Raw genomic sequence first — 20,067 nt, forward strand, 5'->3', positions numbered from 1 at the left:
GTTTTGTAGTAAAGGCATGGGGGTTTTATGGATTATGACGAACTAAAAGAAGCAGTTTTTTCTATCATTAAGGACGATGATCCTTACAAGGCATCTAAACAACTTCAAGTAAAAAATTGGTGTGGTGCATTTTTGAATTTATTTGATAGCTGGGGTGAGACAAGACTTCCGTTCTTCTTGGATGTATTATCGGATAAGGGGTGTTGGGAGAAAACTGATACAATACATGGTATAAAGCTTAATAGGAGAATAGCAGCTAAAAAGATGGTTGAGCCACGGAGCTGGAAGGGCACAAGTAATCCTTTAGATGATTTTGAGCGTTATCAGGTTGCGTGTTGGTGTTGCTTAGAAGAGGACATAGTTGCTTTATTTGAGCACTTTAAACAGGAGGATAAAATAAAGGATAGTGATGCAGCTTCATTAAAAAAGTTAGTAAAACCAGTAAGTGGAAATTACTGTACAGATCCAATGATGGAATACTGGTCACATGTAGTAAGTGGGTATGCTCCAGAACTAAAATTAGAAGGTAGGCACCTATATATATACGGACTTGATTGTGCACTAGGTATGTGGAGGAAACGGTTGGAAGCAGTGGAATTCTTTTACAATAAAATCATTGCCTGAAGATGAATTAAGTACTCAGCAGAAAGATGAAGTCTTTATGAAAACTGCAGTGCGTGCAGCGGGAAATGGTTGTAACAGTTATCCTGAAATATTTGAGTTCTGTTTCAGTCAAGTAAGTCCCGATAAATATTCAGACCTTCTAAAAAGAGATTTAGCTGAAAATCGTTATTATGGTAGTTTGAACACACTACAGGGCGCACTCCGCTTTGATCAATTTCAGAGATTATTTGACTGCTTAAGGCCAGCTGATATTCCAAAAGATAAGTATTGTACCTTGTTACGGTATATAGAAATAGAAAAACGCTGTGGAAGTTATTTAGATTCAGGTGTAAAGCTTTTTATGCATATGTGGGTGAGGGAGGGGTTTGACAGTCATCGTGCCTCAGCGTTGAATGGGACAATGATGAACAATTCTGTCTTTCAAGGAAGATTGTTAGTACCTTTTGTTAGCAAGGGATGTATGGAACCAGTGTGGGCAGTGTTGGACAAAGCTAGTCCTGATCAAATTAAAGAATTTATGGGTTCTAGACAAGCGGACTACATACGTTCTGTGCTAAAGGAAAGAGGAGATGAAAATTCACTAAATAAATTTTTATCATACGGTGGGTCTACAATTAAAGAGCTTGAGAATCCAAATGCTAGTCTGAGTGAGGTGGATTTAAGTGAAGCACATGAAGCTAAGCGACCTAAAATGAGGTGAGGTTGATTTATCTTTAAGTCTTTTCATAGGTAAAAGTGGCTTGGTTGTTGATGTTTTTAGTTGCTATGTAGTAAGTTTGGAAAATTGGAGGTTTTTATATTAAGGGTGCAATATCCAGTAGACTATCTGAAAAAAGAAAGCGCTCATTCAGAGGTAGAGCAAGTAGCTTGGCAACAAAAGTCTATCTTAAAGCGTTTCAAGCGTTCAGGTGATGATCTAGGATTACCAGAGGGTTTTGGGATAGGGGAGGCAGTTACTGATGGAAACTGTTTTTTTGACTCGTTTAGGCAAGGTCTGGAACAACAGCTAGGAATACGAATTACTGTAGAACAATTGAGAAATGATTGTGAAGAATTTGCGCGAGACAATCCGCCAGAATGGTTTATAAGTGCTATCGCTAACAGTCATGATAACAGTGGTAGAGTGCGAAGTGAGACTCTAGGATCTTACATAGAGAATATTCCAAATAACAACAGGTGGGGTGATCCAGATATTGAGGGTAGAATACTTTGTCAAAAATATAACGTAAAATTGCATATTGCTGAGAGACAACCCACTGCAGGGTGGATACATCAAATTATAGATAAAATAAGTTCGAAGTCGATTGATAATGCAGATTATAGAGACTGCAGCATAATACACATAATTAATGAAGGAAGATCACACTTTGTACCAATTAAACGACTTACGAATTCACTGTCAGAAGACCCGCAACGAAAAAAGGTGAAGCCATCAGAGTCAGAACCTCAAGATTTTGAGTTAATAGAGCTCTTAATTCAAAAACCAGCAGAAATTGGTATGCGTACCCCACCTCGATTTAGTAGTGGACTTGATGTATCTTTTGAAAAGAGATTTCAGTCATTTATAGATCAAATATCATCTTATTTGCATTCAGTGGAGAAGGAAGGGTTCTTTCCCCATTTTTTCTTAGGAAGTTTTTCTACTTTGCTGGATACACAAATTGCAGAAAAGTTAAACGTTAAAAAGGTTTATTTTCGTTTTGATACTGCAGAAACTTTAAGGGTGTTTGTTATTAGAAATGATCAAATTCGAAGTGCTGAAGATGCTATTCACAATATAAGTTTATTTTCCATTTCAGAGGAAGACGAAAAAAAAGGCAAAAAAGACGAGAATAAGAATGGCCTTCCATTTACTTCTGGTGAATTAGGGAAAATATTACAGGAAAACATAGGGTCTGAGGGACTGACTGATCAAGGTATTGAGGATATTAAGAAGAGGTTTAAAGATAGAGTAGAATCCAGGTTAGTACTGATTTCTAAAAAGAAAGAAGGTGGTATTTCTGTTGAGATGAAAGATGAAAAAATACTTGATTCTGATGCTAGCCACGAGCTTTCTGAAATAAAAAAAGAAGAGGAAATATGGAAAGATCCAGAAAACGAAGCGAAAGGCAAACCGGAAGATTACATAGCTGAGCTAGCTAGTCCCGATATTCAGACAGTAGAAAAATCTTCCAAGAAAGTTTTCAAAAACATTTATAAAATTTATTCTAAATATGAGAACTCACTTAGTTACGCTCAAGGAGCACGTGAGGCAGCACATCATGGGTTTGTGGCTGGTGTTTTTATGAATTTTCACTATAGGTATAATCTTAAAATTTACTTGGAGAAATTTGTAGGAAGAGGCTATGCGGATATTGTTTTACTAGCTCGTGGTCCTGATCGTTCGTTCCGATCCATTCTTATTGTTGTAGAAATGAAGTCTGTTGTTTATAAATTGTTATAACAGTTAAAGAAGTTAGAGGATTTGGAGAAGGAGCTAGAAGAAGAAGGAGGAGAGCTATCGGAAAAACAGAAAAGTGAGAAAAGTGAAATAATAAGGAAAATCGAGGATTCGCTAGTTGATGGTTTACAGCAAGTAAAAGGCTATGTAAAAGGCTATGTAAAAGGTTTGCAGCCAAGTTCAATGGGCTTTGAAACTTTTTCAATGGATGTTTTTTCTATGGTAGTCGATTTAGACTCGCCTAAAATGTATGATACGTATTTCTCCCCAGCTGCTGAGAGAGAACCTAGTCAACCTACAATGTCGCAGCTTTTGGAAAGAGTTTCAGAATGGAGTGGTGAAGAAGACACAAAAGATCAAGTAAAGAATGAAATAAAGGTACCACTAGAACGTGTTTATTATACATTTCCTGGTACAAGAGAGAAAAGTGGTAATTACTTTAGTGGATTTCTCCTGGGGCAACTTATTCTTGCCAACAAGTTTAAAAGGTCCGATCTAAAAAAATCCATATTTTTGTATGGTGAGTATCCACTTGAATCAAGACTGAGAGAAAAAGATCTTTCTGACTCTCCTGTGACAACATTTGTGTTGAGTAAAGAAAAAGGTTCTGAAAATAAGATATTTATTTTTCATATTAGAGAAGGAGGAAGAGGAGAACTTAGTAATAAGAAAGTACTTATTTCTGTAGATTCATCAAAACAAAGTGAAATCACAGAAGTATATATAAGTTTAGATGAGACAAAAAAATCAGATTTTTTTAGTATAGATAAGATTACTAGATATAACTCTCTAAGCAAGTATCGAGAAGAAAGAGAGTTTTTCAAAGGAGAATTAAAAGATGTTCCTTATCCTGAAGAGTTAAAAGAAGCATTTGATGAAGCAGTAAACTCCCAACTCAGTGGTGTGCAAGGTCAGCCTCCATCAATAGATAAATATAAGGAATTATTCAAGAAACTTGGAGAAGGGATATTTCCTTTTAAGAATCTCATTAATGCGGAAGCTCGTTTCCAGGGAATATTACACGGAGCGTTTAATCATTATATCGACCTAAAATTCCAGGAGTCTCCAAAAAATAGGATATTGTTTTTACCTGAGTTTCAACTTGGTCAAGGAAAACGCATTGATGCATTTGTTAAAGTCTCTCTTCTGGATGATGATGAAAATATCAAAGAGGGTTTTTCTGTAGGGTTAGAGTTCAAGAAAACAAAGAAGGGTGGAAATGATATATCATTAAAAAACGCAAAAAAATATGCAAATAATCAAATTAGAGAATATGTGAAAGGTGCTGCTTATAAGATAGTTGCAGATGGTGATGAAGTAAGATTGATTGGTGTTATTATGGACGGAGGAGCTAAGGATGGAGCCTCCCTTCTTGTAATGAGCAAAGAAAGTTTTTCTGTTGTTAATCTTGTCCATTCATCAATACGAAGAGCAGGCACTACAGGGGAGACCTTAGATAAGACACCTGGGACGTCTAAGAATAACCCTTCTTTGTCTCCTAGTGATGGTTCTCAACCTAAAAGACCAATAGATGCTTCGGGTGTTGTTATATGTATTTCTCAACCTAAAAGAATGAGATCAAAAAGAGCAGCGGATGTGTGTTTACTGGATATGGATGAAAACAGGAAAGTGGACGAAGAGAAAACAGGAATAGAGATTAACGAAGAGAATTTTGATGAGAGTAAAATAGACAATGAGAAATTAAGAGCATATCAAGAGAAAATAAAAGATGAAGGAAGTGAAATAAAAGATGAAGGAAGTGAAATAAACAACCAATTGAATCAATTAGTAATTGAAATTCAGCAAGCACAAGCATTTAAATCTTTTAGTGATGCTGATAAAGTAGTAAGGGAAGAACTATTTCCTGCTCTGGAGAATATAGATGGGATGCAGAGTGAAAATATAAGCTATTTTGAGCAGATGTGTAAACTCAATCTGTTGAGGATTATCTCGCCTATTATTAAGGATGAGGGTTTCAAAATTCTCCTATTTAACAGCCCAGAAAAATTGATTAGAAACAAGGATCTACTAGAAAATGTCTTTGCAAATGTTGAAAATCTTATTTCTGAAAAATACAAGCAACAGCAATTGCAATATGAGGATTTTGAAGATCTGGAAAATCAAATAAATAAAGAAATTTTAGAAAATGTAGAAAAAATAAAGAGCATTGCTAACCAAGATGTAGATAAGATTGATTTGTCGAACTATGTCCTTAAGTCTGTAGGGCTAAGTTTGTTAATGAATCAAGATACTGAAATATCTACAGATTTACAAAAAAGAATATATTATGAAACATTGATTAATTTGGGTGCACTTATCCACGATCATAAAAATCATATTCAGGTTACTCATAACGGAAATGAACGCATGCAACATATGCGCTATTTGGTGACTAAGATTAAACGTAGCAAATTATTAAACATAGCAAATGACTTATATTACTTGCGTAGAAGTGAGGGTAATGCAAGTGACTTACGTTCTAGTGAGGTAAAAAGTAAAATTAATCTATATGGCAGCATAAATAGTGAATATAAGTTAAATGATATACATAAAAAATTTGATATTGACGAGATCAAAAGTTACTTCAGTGAAGATGAACTTAAAAAGTTTGGTGCTGAATTTGAAGCCTATGATAAAGAAGTAATAACCATACATTCTCCTCAAGTTTTTACTAGCGGTAATGAAGTACATGTAAAAGTAAGAGATAACAATGGTGACGTTAAACAGTTAATAATAGGTAGTATTGAAGATATCAGAAATATAGTAAATTATGATTATAATAAGGAAACTCTTGAAATTAAGTTAAAAGTAGCAAGTGACAAGGATTATACTATAACATGTAAAAAGAGAGATGGAGAAGTAAAATATTACCTAAATATTGCAGGTTATAAGACAAAAGTTGGCGATATAATTAAAAGTTTTACTACTCAAGCAAAAGGTAATATTCGCCGGAAATTAGACCAGCTACAAGACAAAATAGAATTATTAACAACAAAAAAAGATATTGAAGCTATGACTGATATTGAAGTATCGGATCAAGATTATATCCGTGAAGTGAGGCAAAACTTATTGGCGCAAGGAGTAAGTGAGAGCACCTTTGATCGGTTTAAAGAGCAGCTTGACTATGTTAATGAAGAAGTTTTTGGGAGATATGTAAGTGATATATCAGAGGAACTGACAAAAAACAATATTGAATTTAACAGAAGCAAGTTCAATACAGCAAAAGTGAAAGGAGCTAAGGGTAACAAGTTTTTTTCTATTATGGCTATATATGATTTATTTGATAGTTTAAAAGACGTACCAACACTTGGACGACATGATAATGATGCTTTGAAACGAATATTTGGTATAAACGGTATATTGGATGCTGTGAATGACGTAAGAGAAAGCCTTAGTGCTGTCTACATGCGTTCTGATGGTAGGGTGGTAACAAAGATTCGTCCTGACAGTGCGGTGGGGAGGATATTCAGAAAAATACCGCTTTCTACACGTAAAGCTTTTGTTAAAGTTATCAGTAATCCAGTAGTTGAAAGTATAACATTTGCAACTGTTGCTTATCAATTTGGGCATAACATAGATGCAATAGTCAAAGGTGATCATCACCCATTAAACTATTACTTTGCAACAAGTAATGGTATAAAACTTGCAAGTATGAGTATGAAGCCCATCAGCATGGGAGTTGGTGCCGCAGTAAAGGGGCTCAGCGCAACAACTAAAGCTTTAAGAGTGGTGTCAGGTGTAAGTAAGGTTTTAGGGAAGCTCTCAGTAGCTACCGCAGTTGTCGACTTTGCAGTTACAATTGGCATAACTATACATGAAGCAGGAGAATATGTAAAGGCAATAGCAGGAAAAATACCCCTATCAGATCATGAGCAGTTTGAACTTTTTACTGAACGTATTTTAAAAGCCATGCTATGGTATCAATTGATTGGAGGTAAAACACCTTCTAGTGATTATTATGAAGATGCTATAAAAATTAAAGGTTTTTTGGATTTGATCTTAGCAGAAGGAAAAGAGATACTAAGTTACTCTGGTGTAGTTACAACTGTTCAATGTTTAACTAGTGTCAAAGCAGGTGATTATAATGTAGCTGCAGCTTTGAAATATTTACGTAAGAGAGACAATGATAGTCTAAATGCATATTTAACTAGTATTAAAAATCCTTGTGATGTAGCTGCAGTCACTCAATGTTTAGCTAGTAAAAGAAGTAATGATGGTCTATCTGCAGTTGTTCAATATGTAACTAGTATTAAGGATGAGTACTCTGAGATTATTGAGTCTTATAGAACCCCTAGGTCTGCTGCAGTTGATTGTATCACAGAACTCAAATACATCAACAGCTCTTTTGGTGAAATCAATAGCAATATAGGGAATTTGTCTTCGTTAGATATATCTAAAGTACTACCATTAGAACATTCTACTTTAGATGGTAAAGAAGTTTATTTTATTAATAAAGATATCAAGCATCTCCCTCGTGTAACCTTAGATGAATATAATGATGGCTTAAGGTTTGTAAAGGCGCCAAGTGGTTTTCGTGCAAGCAGCCTAATATGTGGTAATGTAATAAATAAGAAAATTAAATATTTTGGCTATCCCTCTACAGAGTGTAACAATGGTAAGGTTCATAAGAAATGTATAAAAACTTTTAATCTTACAGGTGAGCCCTTTATTTTTACTAATATAGAAAGAAGTAGTTCTCTCCCAATACTATATCTATCAGGACCTCGTCAGTTAGTAGCAGCAAGAAACTATCCAGCAGTGATGCATGTTCCGAAAGGTAGGGTAAATTATAAAGGTTCGGAATATCATGATAATACTTTTATTATCAATTATGATACTCACGGCTATATTACAGGAGGGACAGCAAATAATACTATAGTAATGAATTGCAATACCTCTGACATTTCCGTCAGATTACATACCGGAATTATTGATATTGCAGATTCACGAATAAGACTTGTTACTAATATATTCCGTCACTACATATATAATTACATCTCTCATTCTACAGCCAATCAAAATATTACTACTGGCTGCAAAACAAGATATGTTGATGCAGGAAAAGGTGGAGGAAATAATTCCATACAAAATTATGATGTTTACTGTCAAGACGAAGATTATGAAATAAGAAAGGTTAATAAAAAGGATATACACCTTAGAAGCATAAAACAGACAATATTCATCGTTGATCAAAGCAGTGGTAGTGGCGCTACTATAAGTTTTAGTAATACTCGATCAAAAAAAAAATTTGGACGTAATATATGTGAAGTGTTTTGATATCTCGCAACTAAGGATAAATGATCATCAAAATGGTTACAGGTTGGACTTTGTAGCGTATGATGAAGAAGTCAAGGCTAGTGTTAGGATAGATAGTTTCGAAAAACTAGTAGCTAAAATGGGAACAGCAGTAACAATTGTAATACGAGATAAATCCCTGCCTGACATAATAAAGGATATGGTACGTCAAAAGCTAAGTAACACAGGAGCTGATATTGATGATAAAATTATAGAAAACAGTAAAAAAAGATCAAAAGCAGTAATAATTGCAGATATTACAGGTTCAGAAAATACCACGGCTTATGCAGTTGCAAGAGGTATTGCAGAGAGTAGTGATAACTTAGGTATTACAGTATCTCAAATACAAGTAATTAAAGGTGATATAGTACTAAATTATGCTGTTAATGATCTAAACAAAATTAAACTTGTTCATAATGGCCGTGCTAGTACCAGTGATGATAATAGAGAGTGCGATAGGTTGTTGCTTACTAATTTATTATTAGTAAAACGTGACATTTTTAAAGATGTTCTTGATGATTGTACTGATGTCGAAGCTAAGAACGAGAGTGGTTGGACGTTTTTGCACTTAGCTTCTCAGAAAGGTATGTTAGATATGGCTGGATTTCTTCTCGATAGAGGTGCTAACATTGAGGCTGAAGGAAATAATGGTTGTACTCCTTTACATGAGGCTGTTCGCCATAATAAATTTAATATGGTTAAATTTTTGGTTAATAAAGGTGCTAACATTAATGTTAAAATGCGTTTGATCGAATACCTCTAGGAGAAGCAGATAGACTTAGTAGCCCAGAAATAGCGAATTTTTTAAGGGAAAAACAAAACGAGAGGCCTGTACAACGTAAGCGTCGTCATCACCATGGAGATCACCCTCATCATCACTCATTGCGTAAGCTTCTTGCTACAGATTTAAGTAATCAACCTGAGATAGCAGCAAGTAGTGCGAATCAGAAATCTTCATGGATAAATGTTTTTGCTAATACTATAGTAGATGCTGTTAAAGGTATTTCTCAGTTTATCTCTTCTCTTTTTAAGCCAGCTATAGATATGAAGCATTCCCAACCTTCTAAAGCTATTACAGCTCAAGGTATTGATACAAATGGTACACTTCTTTTATTAGATGTATTTATAAGAAAAGTTACAGGCCAAAAGTATATTTCTAACGATATAAGGAGTATTTCTGAACAGGAAGCGCAAATTTATGCATTACCTATTGCAAAAGAATTTGAACAAGCATTAGAGAGTGCTGCTATTGAGTCAGGAATACCAGTTACAAATCTAAAATTTAATCCTGTAGAAGTATTCTTAAAGGTGGCCGGGCAAATAAGAAGTGGTAAATTCTCTGAAATATCAAAAACCTTATACTCATCTGCAAAAGAAGCTTGTCCAGAGTTTGAACAAACTGGTGAGTTTCTAGTTCATGTGAAAAGCCATCTAGAAGAGTTTTTGGCTAAAAAGGAAACTGTATTTCTACAACAAAAGCAGACTGCAGATCAGCCAACATCTAGTGTTTCAAGGAAAGTAGTTGCAATGGAGCCATCTAAAAAGCCTGATACCTTCTTAAGCGATACATCAGTAGCTAAAGGCATAAAGCATGTTTTAGGGCTATGAAATCCCTCTTTTGTGAAGAGCTTAACAAAAATGGTTAAAAAGTATTTTCTTCCTGAAGTTGTTTTATTTCAGCTTTAGGAAGACCGGTCGCTTGGGAGATGGTATCAATGGAAACGCCAGCCTTAAGTAGGTTTTTTGCGACTTCAATATCCCTATCTTTTCTGCCCTCTTCCCTACCTTCCGCTCTGCCTTTTTCATGTCCGATTTTTATGCCTTTTTCAGTAGCATCATCAAGTTTTTGAGCGAGGACAGCCTGTTCATCAAGAATACGTTTTATTTCCTGTTCGTAGGCAATAAATTCTTTCTCTGACCAATTGAATCTATTTAGCTCTTCATAGGCCTTTTTAATTATTAGATCACTACCTATTATTTTTTCCAGCTCTTCTTCACTAGTCTCATCTGCATATTTAAAGAAGTATATCCATTTTTCAACTATATTTTCTAACTGATCTTCTTTTGTTTTCGGAAATTTTAGCAATTCAATAAATATAAAATAAAAATCTTTTAGATCGTGTTCATTAGTGTCTTCATCTCGAATAGTATGCTTTGATTTGTACTCAGATTTATTAGGAAACAGTACACAATCTGCTATAGCAATGAAGATAATTTCCTTAAGGTTATGGTATTGATCGCCCTTATCAGCTTGTCTTGAATAAGCTTTAGCTGCATAGTATTGGGCGCGTTTTTCAAAGCCTTTAGTTTTAGCGACCTGCATCTCGCAAATGTATTGAGCACCTGTAGAATCTCTACAGAGAACATCAACAATACTTTGCTTTTTAGCGGCGATATCAGGGTCTTGAATAGCACTTAAAAACTCTATATCCTGTATTGCATTTTTGCCAGCAAAACCCAGAATATCATTAAGGAAGTGAATGAGGATATCTTTATTCTTTTCAGTACCAAAGATACGGCGAAAGGCGACATCATTTTTGGGATCGAGAAACTTAGAAAGAGCCATAACGAACTAACCTAAAAAGCATTAATAATTATACACAATTCTGAAGAAATATTCAACTCTTTTGTGTTTGGTCTATTAAAGTGGTAAATTTAGCTAAATTTCAAGAGTTGGTAAAAAACTACCTTCATAGATGACCCTAGAATGCTACTACGCATCTTGGATGTCAGTTATCATCTTTTACAACTGCCTCTGTAAACCCTCTCAAAAGCCCAGCAAATGAATTCATGAGCTATAAAGAGCTTTAAAAACACTTATTTTTGGTGCAAGAGCCTAATAAAAGCACGAGCGTAAAAACTCGATTACCTAACAATCGAGAGATTAGCCCCTCACATCCTATATTGTAAAATATTCAAAAAAATAATATCAACATATTTCAGTGGCAATAGCATGCAGATGGAGCCAATTTTAGCTTGTCACGGAGTAGGCATTTAATATACTAGTTTTCAACAGGCATCTGAGAGTTAGTTTGTTTATGTAAAAAAGAGTAGTAACATTAATGGTAGCCCCTGCAAGATACAAAATAGCACAAAAGGTAAGAAGCTGGAGGTTAAAAAGAAAATATACCATAAAAGATTTAGCAGACAAAACAGGTACAAACTATCATACGCTACGAAGATATGAACAAGGGATATGTGGCATTCCAGATGAAGAGTTACAAATCGTAGCAGACGCATTGTCAGTTAGCTTGAGTGATCTACTTCCTAGACAAAAAGTACTCAAAGAAAATCGTTGTTGTGATAAGACTCAATGGATGTCCAATTTCATAGAAAAAACAAGGGGACGCAAGGCAATCTATGCATTAACCAAATCTATTCGAGCTGAGGAGGAAAGTGCTATAAAAGCAGCAAGAATAAGAATGGTGGAGAATATGCTAAAGGCCGGATTTGCTAATGATATAATCTACCGAGCAACAGGCTTATCAGCTGATGAATATGATGATAAAGAGGAAAAAGGTTCTAAGCGTCGAAGCAAAAGACAAGAGATGAAAAAGTGGAGAATAATACAAGGGTATACGCAAGAGGAATTAGCAAAAGAGCTTGGTGTAGGAGGTACGCAGATACATTACTATGAACAAGGGAGCACCATGTTCGGTGAAAGGTTATGGGAAATAGCAAGAAAACTATCAGTGAATGCTGAAGATCTGGCGCTTAAATCAACGAAAGAAAACTGCTGTGAAGACGAAGATGGTGAGGGAGAAAAAGAACTATTAAGTTGGGTGAGAGAGTCTAAAAAAATTAACAATCAAGAATCACTAGATGAACTGGATATATGGGTAGAATTTTTATCCCAAAGAAGGCAAATTTACAAAGAAAAGATTGATAAAGTAGAGTCAATCAAGGTTGCGAATAATCTACTTATACTAGGTGTTTCTATTGATGATATTTCTCAAATAACTAGCTTGACTGCAGAGGAACTTGAAACCCAAATAGGCATCTATAGCAAGAATTTCATATAGAGCTTATGGATACGTGGAAAAAAATAATAGACTTTGATAAAATTTTATGATACAATATATGTGGTTGTTTCTATAAAAAAGTATGGTTTCAAAAAAAGCTAACAATAACACAAAGTGTGCTACAAGGTATGAAATAGCACAAAAAGTAGAAAATTATATGCCAATGCGAGGGTATACCCAAAAGGATCTAGCAAGTAAAATCGGAGTATCATTTCGGAAAATGCAAAGATGTGCACATACAAATAACATTATAAAATAGAAGCATTAGTTGCTTGAATCAATAAAATATGAAGGTGAAAACAGTTAACTGTGCAGAGGAAATGACGCAGTAGATACAAGAATTGATCGAGAAGGGTTCATTCTTCTCCCAAGATTAATTTATTAAATTTTTCCTCAGTTAAAATTTTAACACCCAGTTCCACAGCTTTTTTATATTTTGACCCAGGTTTTTCGCCGACAACCAAGAAGTCCGTATTTTTGGACACACTAGAGCTAACTTTTATACCTAAAGATTCAGCTTTTGCTTGCGCTTCCTTTCTTTCCATTCCTGATAATTCTCCTGTGAAAACTACTATTTTTCCGCTAAAAGGGGAATTACTAACATTAGCACTTACAGGCTCAATCTTTAGTTGAGAGGCAAGGTCGTTTACCATTTTGATGTTGTCTTCCTCGCAAAAGAAATCTCCTAAAGACTCTGCCTTCTTTTCGCCAACACTACTAGTTTCGACTAACTCAAAGAAAGCTTTGCCAGAGCTCACCACGCTTACGGTTAGCAATATCTTGTCATCATCGTTAGCAAGAGCAGGATTTAAGGAAATCTTACTTGTTCTAGATACCCTAGACGATAATTGAGCCATGGCCTCATACCAATTATCATAAGATTTATAATGTCGTGCAAGTAATTTTGCTACATGTGGTCCTACAAGTCTAATTCCCAAAGAAGTTATAAACTTTTCAAGCGTTACAGTTCTTTTGCTGTTGATAGAGTGCAATAAATTAAATATGGATTGTTTATCCCATCCCCTTTGTTCACTTAAGTTGAAATTTTTTAGTTTTTCTTCGAGAGCAAAAATATCAGATATTTTCCTTATCAAACCAAGGTCATAAAAGAACTCTATTTGCTTATCACCAAAGCCGGTAATGTCCAACTGAGAAACAAAATATTTCAGTTTTTCTATTTGCTGTGCTGGGCAAACGTTTTCACCTGAACATCTAACTGCAGCTTCATCTTCAAATATATCTACTGCACTTTCACACTCCGGGCAAGTATCAGGAAACACAAATTTAGGTGCATTTGGAGAACGAAAACTTTTGTCTACATCTATGATCTTAGGAATCACATCGCCCGCTCGTTGCACTACTACGACATCTACTTCTCTTATGTCTTTACGCTTAATTTCATCTTTATTATACAGGTTTGCTCTAGTAACAACCACCCCACCTATGTTTATTGGCACTAATTCAGCAATTGGAGTGAGTACACCAGTTTTGCCCACTTGTACTGATATCTTCTTTACCTTAGTTTTCCCTTGAGTTGCAGAAAGTTTGTGTGCTGTAGATCCGCGTGGTGCCTTGTTAGTATTTTCAAGATGTTCTTGCAACTGTAAGTTATTGATTTTATAGACTATTCCATCAATATCATAACCTAATTCATGACGATTATCATAGATTCTGTTATAAAACTTTAGCATTTCATCCACATTTTTTGCTAAGCATTGATGCTCATTTACACAGAATCCAAACTTTTTCAGCTTATTCAATACTTCAGACTGGGTCTTTTCCGTTCCACCGATCAAAGAGTAAGCAAAATATTTCAGCGGTCTCCTAGCGGTAACTTCTGGGTCCAATTGTCTTAATGAACCTGACGCTGTGTTGCGTGGATTTGAAAATTGATTATCCTTATTTAATTTTAAAAAATCATCATTTCTTATGTATACTTCCCCTCTCACCTCCAATCTACCCTTTACACCAGGCAAAACTTTAGGAAAATCTTTTATGGTTTTTATGTTATCAGTAACGTTTTCGCCTAAATTACCGTCACCACGTGTTCCAGCTTTAATGAGTACGCCATTTTCATAGATTGCAGTAAAAGCTAAGCCGTCTATTTTCAACTCGCACATGATTTCCAGTTCATGCACATTTAGAAGTCTTTTAGACTTAGCAATAAATTCTTCAACGTCTTCTTGGCTGTAAACTTTGATTAACGAGAGCATGGGCACAATATGTTCTATCTTGGAAAACCTACCATCAGGTGCAGCACCAACAGTTTGAATACCTACTTTTTTCACCAGCTCATCATATTCTGCATCGGTGATTTCTGGCCTATTTTCCCGATAGTACAACTCGTTGTGACGCTTTATTTCTTCTTGTAATGCATTTTCACTCATAATAATTTACCTCAACCACTGTTTCAGTATACAGCGTCAATTGTAAATCAATTATTAACTTGCGCACTCACTTTCGTGGTATTTTACAAACAAAATTCCCGCTTTACTAGTGTTTTTTATTAAAAAGATAATATTTAAATAAAGATAGAAAAGTATTTAATATTAACAGAATTTTATGTAGCTGACTTAGATTGAGCTTTCTGTGAAGGACTTTAATAAAATTTTATAAAATGGTATATATATATTTGTACTGCAATTGAATAAAAACATGAGTATCGAAAAGAAGATAGATCCTGATTCTTTATGTTACCATATAATTCAAAAGGTAAAAGATGTTAGGCTAGAGCTGAAATGCACTCAAGCGGATTTCGCAGAAAAAACTGGTGTAGCAAAGTCACTAATAGAAAAGTATGAGCGAAGGGTACACAGTATTCCACCTAAAACGCTCGAGGAGATGGCAAAAAAATTATCGAAAGATATCGAAAAATTCTTCCCTGAATCAACAAATTGTATTAGTAGCGAAGATAAGAAGTCATTTGATTTAGTGCAAACCCTAAAAAGAATTAAGGACTGGAAGGTTCGTGATGCGGTGTGTGTACTAACTAGATTTTTGTCAGAAGGAATTCAAATTAGTAAGGTTACAGAAGAGATAAGACCTATAAGCTACCAAATGGTGCAAAAGGCAAAAGATTGGCGGTTTGCAAGAGGGCGTACACAGATGGAATTAGCGGATAAAAGTGGAATGCCCCATGGACAAGTAGTCAGGTATGAGAAAGGGGAGGTATCGTTCAAAATAGCACCCAAAATGGCAGAGGGATTATCATTGCATTATGGAGTTCTACTGCCTACATCAAAAGCAGAGAGGTATTGTGAAGATGAGGATGGTGAAGGAGAAAAGAAGATATTGAGTATAATGAGGGAATACCAAAAAATTGATAATCAAAAGTTAAAAGATTTATTGTATTCATTTTTGTCTGAGGTTGTAAAGATTAGTGAAGAGAAGGATAGCTAGCTTGAAACTTTATTCAATATTTTTATAGACAAGGTATACCTTTATAAGCATTATATGTAGCATTTTTAACAAAAACTTTATATATATGCCTTAAATTTAAGGAAACTTTTTTCTGTAAATAGAGAGGGGGTAAAGATGAGGAAGCTATGGAAAATAATAAGGGCTATAAAGGGTGTCTCCATAGGCAGATTCAGCGATACGTTATTTTGTGAACCTGAATTATACCAAGCTGTTTCAAACTGTGATGTGGATAAAGTAAAGTCATTGATAGAAAACGTATTGATCTCAACGAACGCAGCAGTAATGGCAATACACCTCTACACAAGGCTATCATGTTGGAAAATATACCTATTGTGAGATTATTACTAACCAACTGTGCAAAGCTTTTTATAAAAAATAAAAAAGGCGAAACAGCATACGATTTGTCTAAAGATAAAGCTTCAGTGCAAAGGCTATTTGCCAGCGAAAGAGAAGTTGGAGTACAAGTTGTTACACAGGGATTGAAACATGATATGGATTCCCGAAATAACCGTATGTAATTCAGGAATTTGCTACATTCTATGCAAACGGAGCTACCGCCCTCTTCCCTTATACTTACCTTGAGTTGAAGCTTGAGCTTTCACAAATAACTGCCAGTATCCCTTCTGATCGCCTTCTTTCTGTATCAATTGCGCCAAACGCTGCATCAATCCATCACTCAGTATAACCATTTTTGTCCACTTACCCACTGGTTTTGCAATAGCAACTATTTCCAGATTCTCTTTATAAACCTGGCTTTGATTCTCAAGGTGAAGTTTGTTTTCTTGATATATATGTTCTGTTTTCTTTTCACTCTCTCTCAGATGAAATAGAACCCTTCTTCTGACGAGGTTTGTGTATATTCTCCTAAAAAAGAGAAATATTTTAATAGCAACAATTAATATTATACCATATATAACGATAGACATTTTTCGTATTCCACTATTCTAAGGTTATTCCATGAAGCAGAAACAATGCTACAATTTTTTTGTTTCGATTTGCTACAGCGATTTCCAGTGCTGTATAACCTTCATTAGAGTTATAAGAACATTCCAGATGAGCGTTTGCCTTATGACGTTAATAACTCAACAATTTCTTTATTGCCATTCATAACAGCAAGATGTAGAGGTGTACAACCACCTTTCCCGATTGCGTTAATATTTGCCCCATTTCGCAATAAGATCTCCATAAAATCTTTACAATTGGATGAAGCTGCAAGGTGCAAAGGTGTATATCCATCTTTATTTTCAATGTTGATACAAGATCATCCTTTTGCTAGTAATCCCAATATTACACCATCAGAGCATTGAGCTGCAATATGTAGCGGTGATTCACCTAGATGATTTTGGCAATTGATGTCTGCACCAGATTGTAATAACTTTTGCATAACGTCCATACATCCATACTTTACTGAATAATGCAAAGGAGTGTCGCCATCGATATTCTGAACATTAACATTTTTGCTTATTGCTATAATAACCTCTGCTATTGCTGTGGATCCATATTGAGAGGCAACGTGTAGTACTGTATTACCTTTTCTATCTGCTAAATCAACATTAGCATCGTATCTAACGAAGGATAGAAATAAGTTGTAAAGATTGTGTTTTGCAGAGAAATATAAGATTTTAGTACCAAGTCTAGTATTAATAATAGTTTTGATAGTCTCGAAAACGATCAATGAAAGGAGACTAGGATGTCTGAAGTGATAAATTTTCTTTGCAGTCTTTTTTAACATCTTTTCTATTGTCATAACAACCTCACAAAAAATGTGTTTGTATATAAGTATGCAGCGACAAACATTTTTAAATTATTAACTCGCGCACTCACTTTTGTGTTATTTTACGAACAAAATTTTTGTTTTGCTAGTGTTTTTTATTAAATATATAATATTTAAGTAGAAATAGAAAAGTATTTAATATTAATATAGATGTCTATTATTTGGAAACTTGTTTAGATTCTTCTTTTATTGATTCGACTGATACATCTTGAATTTCTGCTGGCTCAGCTACTTCTTTGGCTTCTTGGGATTCTGCTGCTAATTTGCGTTGTTTGACAACTTTCTTCAATGTTTTGACTGCAATAAAATTAATACTGAAAACACATGCAGAAGTTATTGCTAGTGCTGGAAAAGGGGCCAAATTAAACATCGGCAAAATTGCCACAATCGTACCAGATGTCAGTAAAAGCGCTAACTTTTTGCTTCCAATGATCTTATTTTTCTTAACCTTTATGGGGTTTAATTTTTTTATTTTCCCTTTTAGCTTTTTGAAGCCTTTTTTGAACACGTTGCTTTTTTTTAAGTCTTTTTCTACGGGTTTTGCTTTGAAGCTTTTTATTTTTTCTTTTATTCCTTTTTTATCTTTTTTGACATTTTCTGCTTTAGAGGTTACTTTCGAGCATAGGTTAGGTTTCACCACAATTTCAGAGAGCGGTTTTGGCTTATCGTTTGAAATTTTAGCTTCTTGCCCCTTAGTCACAGTTTTATGCTTTTTGGGCAAAACTATGTTTTTTAAACCTTTCTTTGCTTTGTGGTATAATTTTTTTAGTTTGTTTGGCATCGTTTATAGTTCAATATTGCAGAATCTATCTATTACTTCCTGGTTGTCCTCTATCATCGCATTTGCCTCCTGCTGCAGACATTTAATATTTTTAGGTGTTACATTATCCATCTCAGCCGACGCTATTGTCAGTTGTGATTGTATCCTTATATATCTGTCGTCCATTACATTACTCATCTGATAATTTACTACATCAAGGCTCGATGCAAACATCACATTTAACAGAGGTTTTATCCAGGCTATCTTCCCTAATTTCCTGTACTTTATTCGCTTAGAGAGCCTACCTGTACCAATTGAAACCAGAACTATTTCTTCATTAGGGAAAAGTTTTTTGCTATTTGCATACGCACATGCCACTGGGTTATTGGCAAATACTCCGCCATCTACTAGTACCATTTCCTTTTGGTTAATTTTTAGATGTTTTGGTATGAAATAGGTAGGTGCTGCTGTTGTGGCTCTGAGCGCGTCTTTTAGCCTGACAAAATTTCTGTCCTCTTTCCAGCTTTTGAAGAAAAATGGGCAGTTATTGTGAATATCATAACTTGTAATTAGTACCTTACTTAAAGTGTTTTTTAGAATATCGTCACTAAAATACTTGTCCAATATCGACTCGATGTTTTCATATGGGTATTGTGCACAGTTAAACCACGATAGTATTGATTGCCTAAAAAATGAAGACTTGAAAATATATGCCCCATACTCTTGGTAAAGCTCAACTAAATCATTTGCAGAGTATTGAGGTTTGCCTTGATCATCTTTCTTGCATAACCCAGCCACAACAATCCCACCGGTTGAGGTTCCTGCCATCAGATCAAAGATTTCAGCTATCGGTTTTCTTGCTCTCTTTTCTATTTCTGCTAGTATTATGGCTGGTATTATTCCTCTTATGCCTCCGCCGTCAACGGACAAGATATATTTAGTCATTGTGAAATGAAAATTTAGATAAAGATATTAAGGTTTAATTTTTCCGCTTAAAACTTGTAATTTAAACTCATCTAACTCCTCAGAAAGGTTTTTTATTCTCTCCTCAAGCCGGTATACCGTAACGGTCAATCCGTTCTTCTGCTCTATAAATTTATCATGAATGTGAACCCGTAAATCTAGCTTGGCGAGCCACCAAATTGTTGCCACAGTTTGTATTACCATCGTTATAATTACTGCGATTGGAATCTTTTGGTTCTGCATAATGTTAATTTGTTATAAATAGTTATTGAAAGTTTGTATTACGCGTTGTACGTACGGTTTATTGCTCTGGCTTATACTGTTTTTCTGCTTTAGCAAGTAGATCTATGATTTCTCTGTAAGGCTTATTACTTTCATGATAAGATGACCTAATTGCTATAGTTTTTGCAGTTCTCCCTTTCCAGTCTCCAACATGAGGGTTAGCTCCTCTCTCCAACAAAAGTTTTACAACCTCTAATTGACCACCGTCAGCAGCATCAAGCAGTGCTAAACTCATAGTGTTTATGTCTACTCCTTCATCTAACAGAAATTTGACAACTTCTAAGCATCCTTTCTCTGCTGCACAATATAATGCCTTTTTACTAATACTTGAATCATCTCTACTTTTTTTTACTAATGATTTCACAGTTTCTAAGTTACAGTTCTTAGCTGCCACTTCCAACATTTTCTGATACTCCTCAGCAGCCTTAGATTTTTGATAGTAATACGTAATAACAACACATACTATTACCACTATAAACCACAATGT

At 34.9% G+C, this 20,067-nt stretch carries 20 protein-coding genes; 11 read left to right on the plus strand and 9 right to left on the minus strand.

The window, feature by feature from the left end; all coding sequences use genetic code 11:
- Window positions 1–27: 27 nt before the first annotated feature.
- The 6 genes from ABWU50_RS05730 (at window position 28) to ABWU50_RS05755 (ending at window position 9,967) form a co-directional block, all read left to right on the plus strand.
- Entirely contained in the window at window positions 28–624 is a 597-nt protein-coding gene (locus ABWU50_RS05730) for a hypothetical protein (protein ID WP_353275714.1), read from the plus strand.
- 37 nt (window positions 625–661) lie between these two features.
- A complete protein-coding gene (locus ABWU50_RS05735; protein WP_353275716.1) occupies window positions 662–1,324 on the plus strand; it encodes a hypothetical protein in 663 nt (220 codons plus the stop codon).
- A 105-nt stretch (window positions 1,325–1,429) separates the two neighbouring features.
- Window positions 1,430–3,067 (plus strand): hypothetical protein, encoded by a 1,638-nt coding sequence (locus ABWU50_RS05740; RefSeq protein ID WP_353275718.1) that lies wholly within the window; start codon window positions 1,430–1,432, stop codon window positions 3,065–3,067.
- Between the two features lie 21 nt (window positions 3,068–3,088).
- On the plus strand, window positions 3,089–8,341 hold the full coding sequence (locus ABWU50_RS05745; protein WP_353275719.1) for a hypothetical protein: 5,253 nt from the start codon (window positions 3,089–3,091) through the stop codon (window positions 8,339–8,341).
- Entirely contained in the window at window positions 8,328–9,122 is a 795-nt protein-coding gene (locus ABWU50_RS05750) for an ankyrin repeat domain-containing protein (RefSeq protein WP_353275721.1), read from the plus strand. The genes ABWU50_RS05745 and ABWU50_RS05750 overlap by 14 nt, the downstream gene beginning before the upstream one ends.
- A 119-nt stretch (window positions 9,123–9,241) precedes the next feature.
- On the plus strand, window positions 9,242–9,967 hold the full coding sequence (locus tag ABWU50_RS05755; protein WP_353275722.1) for a latrotoxin-related protein: 726 nt from the start codon (window positions 9,242–9,244) through the stop codon (window positions 9,965–9,967).
- 34 nt (window positions 9,968–10,001) lie between these two features.
- Here the strand turns inward: ABWU50_RS05755 and ABWU50_RS05760 are convergent, their stop codons facing one another.
- Complete coding sequence (locus ABWU50_RS05760) at window positions 10,002–10,925, minus strand: Rpn family recombination-promoting nuclease/putative transposase (RefSeq protein WP_353275723.1); 924 nt, start codon at window positions 10,923–10,925, stop codon at window positions 10,002–10,004.
- Window positions 10,926–11,421: 496 nt separating this feature from the next.
- Between ABWU50_RS05760 and ABWU50_RS05765 the strand changes: the two genes are divergently transcribed.
- Complete coding sequence (locus ABWU50_RS05765) at window positions 11,422–12,381, plus strand: helix-turn-helix domain-containing protein (RefSeq protein ID WP_353275725.1); 960 nt, start codon at window positions 11,422–11,424, stop codon at window positions 12,379–12,381.
- An 82-nt stretch (window positions 12,382–12,463) separates the two neighbouring features.
- The gene (locus ABWU50_RS05770) at window positions 12,464–12,640 is read left to right on the plus strand and encodes a hypothetical protein (RefSeq protein WP_353275726.1); all 177 of its coding nucleotides are present in this window, start codon (window positions 12,464–12,466) and stop codon (window positions 12,638–12,640) included.
- A gap of 97 nt (window positions 12,641–12,737) precedes the next feature.
- Here ABWU50_RS05770 and ligA read toward each other — a convergent pair whose 3' ends face one another.
- Complete coding sequence (gene ligA, locus ABWU50_RS05775) at window positions 12,738–14,768, minus strand: NAD-dependent DNA ligase LigA (protein ID WP_353275728.1); 2,031 nt, start codon at window positions 14,766–14,768, stop codon at window positions 12,738–12,740.
- A 268-nt stretch (window positions 14,769–15,036) separates the two neighbouring features.
- Between ligA and ABWU50_RS05780 the strand changes: the two genes are divergently transcribed.
- The 3 genes from ABWU50_RS05780 (at window position 15,037) to ABWU50_RS05790 (ending at window position 16,319) form a co-directional block, all read left to right on the plus strand.
- Entirely contained in the window at window positions 15,037–15,780 is a 744-nt protein-coding gene (locus tag ABWU50_RS05780) for a helix-turn-helix transcriptional regulator (RefSeq protein ID WP_353275730.1), read from the plus strand.
- A gap of 135 nt (window positions 15,781–15,915) precedes the next feature.
- Window positions 15,916–16,137 (plus strand): hypothetical protein, encoded by a 222-nt coding sequence (locus ABWU50_RS05785; RefSeq protein WP_353275732.1) that lies wholly within the window; start codon window positions 15,916–15,918, stop codon window positions 16,135–16,137.
- On the plus strand, window positions 16,059–16,319 hold the full coding sequence (locus ABWU50_RS05790) for an ankyrin repeat domain-containing protein (RefSeq protein ID WP_353276381.1): 261 nt from the start codon (window positions 16,059–16,061) through the stop codon (window positions 16,317–16,319). Before ABWU50_RS05785 ends, ABWU50_RS05790 begins: the two co-directional genes overlap by 79 nt.
- Window positions 16,320–16,352: 33 nt before the next feature.
- Here ABWU50_RS05790 and ABWU50_RS05795 read toward each other — a convergent pair whose 3' ends face one another.
- The 7 genes from ABWU50_RS05795 to ABWU50_RS05825 all read right to left on the minus strand — a co-directional run bounded on the left by ABWU50_RS05795 (window position 16,353) and on the right by ABWU50_RS05825 (window position 20,052).
- Window positions 16,353–16,727 carry a hypothetical protein gene (locus tag ABWU50_RS05795; RefSeq protein WP_353275734.1) on the minus strand — a complete coding sequence of 125 codons (375 nt, stop codon included), beginning with the start codon at window positions 16,725–16,727 and terminating at the stop codon, window positions 16,353–16,355.
- A gap of 140 nt (window positions 16,728–16,867) precedes the next feature.
- Window positions 16,868–17,023: an ankyrin repeat domain-containing protein gene (locus tag ABWU50_RS05800; RefSeq protein ID WP_353275736.1), complete on the minus strand. Its 156-nt coding sequence runs from the start codon at window positions 17,021–17,023 to the stop codon at window positions 16,868–16,870.
- A 39-nt stretch (window positions 17,024–17,062) separates the two neighbouring features.
- Window positions 17,063–17,548: an ankyrin repeat domain-containing protein gene (locus ABWU50_RS05805; protein ID WP_353275737.1), complete on the minus strand. Its 486-nt coding sequence runs from the start codon at window positions 17,546–17,548 to the stop codon at window positions 17,063–17,065.
- Between the two features lie 184 nt (window positions 17,549–17,732).
- Window positions 17,733–18,356: a hypothetical protein gene (locus ABWU50_RS05810; protein ID WP_353275739.1), complete on the minus strand. Its 624-nt coding sequence runs from the start codon at window positions 18,354–18,356 to the stop codon at window positions 17,733–17,735.
- 3 nt (window positions 18,357–18,359) lie between these two features.
- Entirely contained in the window at window positions 18,360–19,280 is a 921-nt protein-coding gene (locus tag ABWU50_RS05815) for a patatin-like phospholipase family protein (RefSeq protein WP_353275741.1), read from the minus strand.
- Between the two features lie 27 nt (window positions 19,281–19,307).
- Complete coding sequence (locus ABWU50_RS05820; protein ID WP_353275743.1) at window positions 19,308–19,541, minus strand: hypothetical protein; 234 nt, start codon at window positions 19,539–19,541, stop codon at window positions 19,308–19,310.
- A gap of 58 nt (window positions 19,542–19,599) precedes the next feature.
- The gene (locus tag ABWU50_RS05825; protein WP_353275744.1) at window positions 19,600–20,052 is read right to left on the minus strand and encodes an ankyrin repeat domain-containing protein; all 453 of its coding nucleotides are present in this window, start codon (window positions 20,050–20,052) and stop codon (window positions 19,600–19,602) included.
- Window positions 20,053–20,067 lie beyond the last annotated feature (15 nt).

Source organism: Wolbachia endosymbiont (group A) of Pipizella viduata, assembly GCF_964028555.1.
Lineage (GTDB): Bacteria > Pseudomonadota > Alphaproteobacteria > Rickettsiales > Anaplasmataceae > Wolbachia.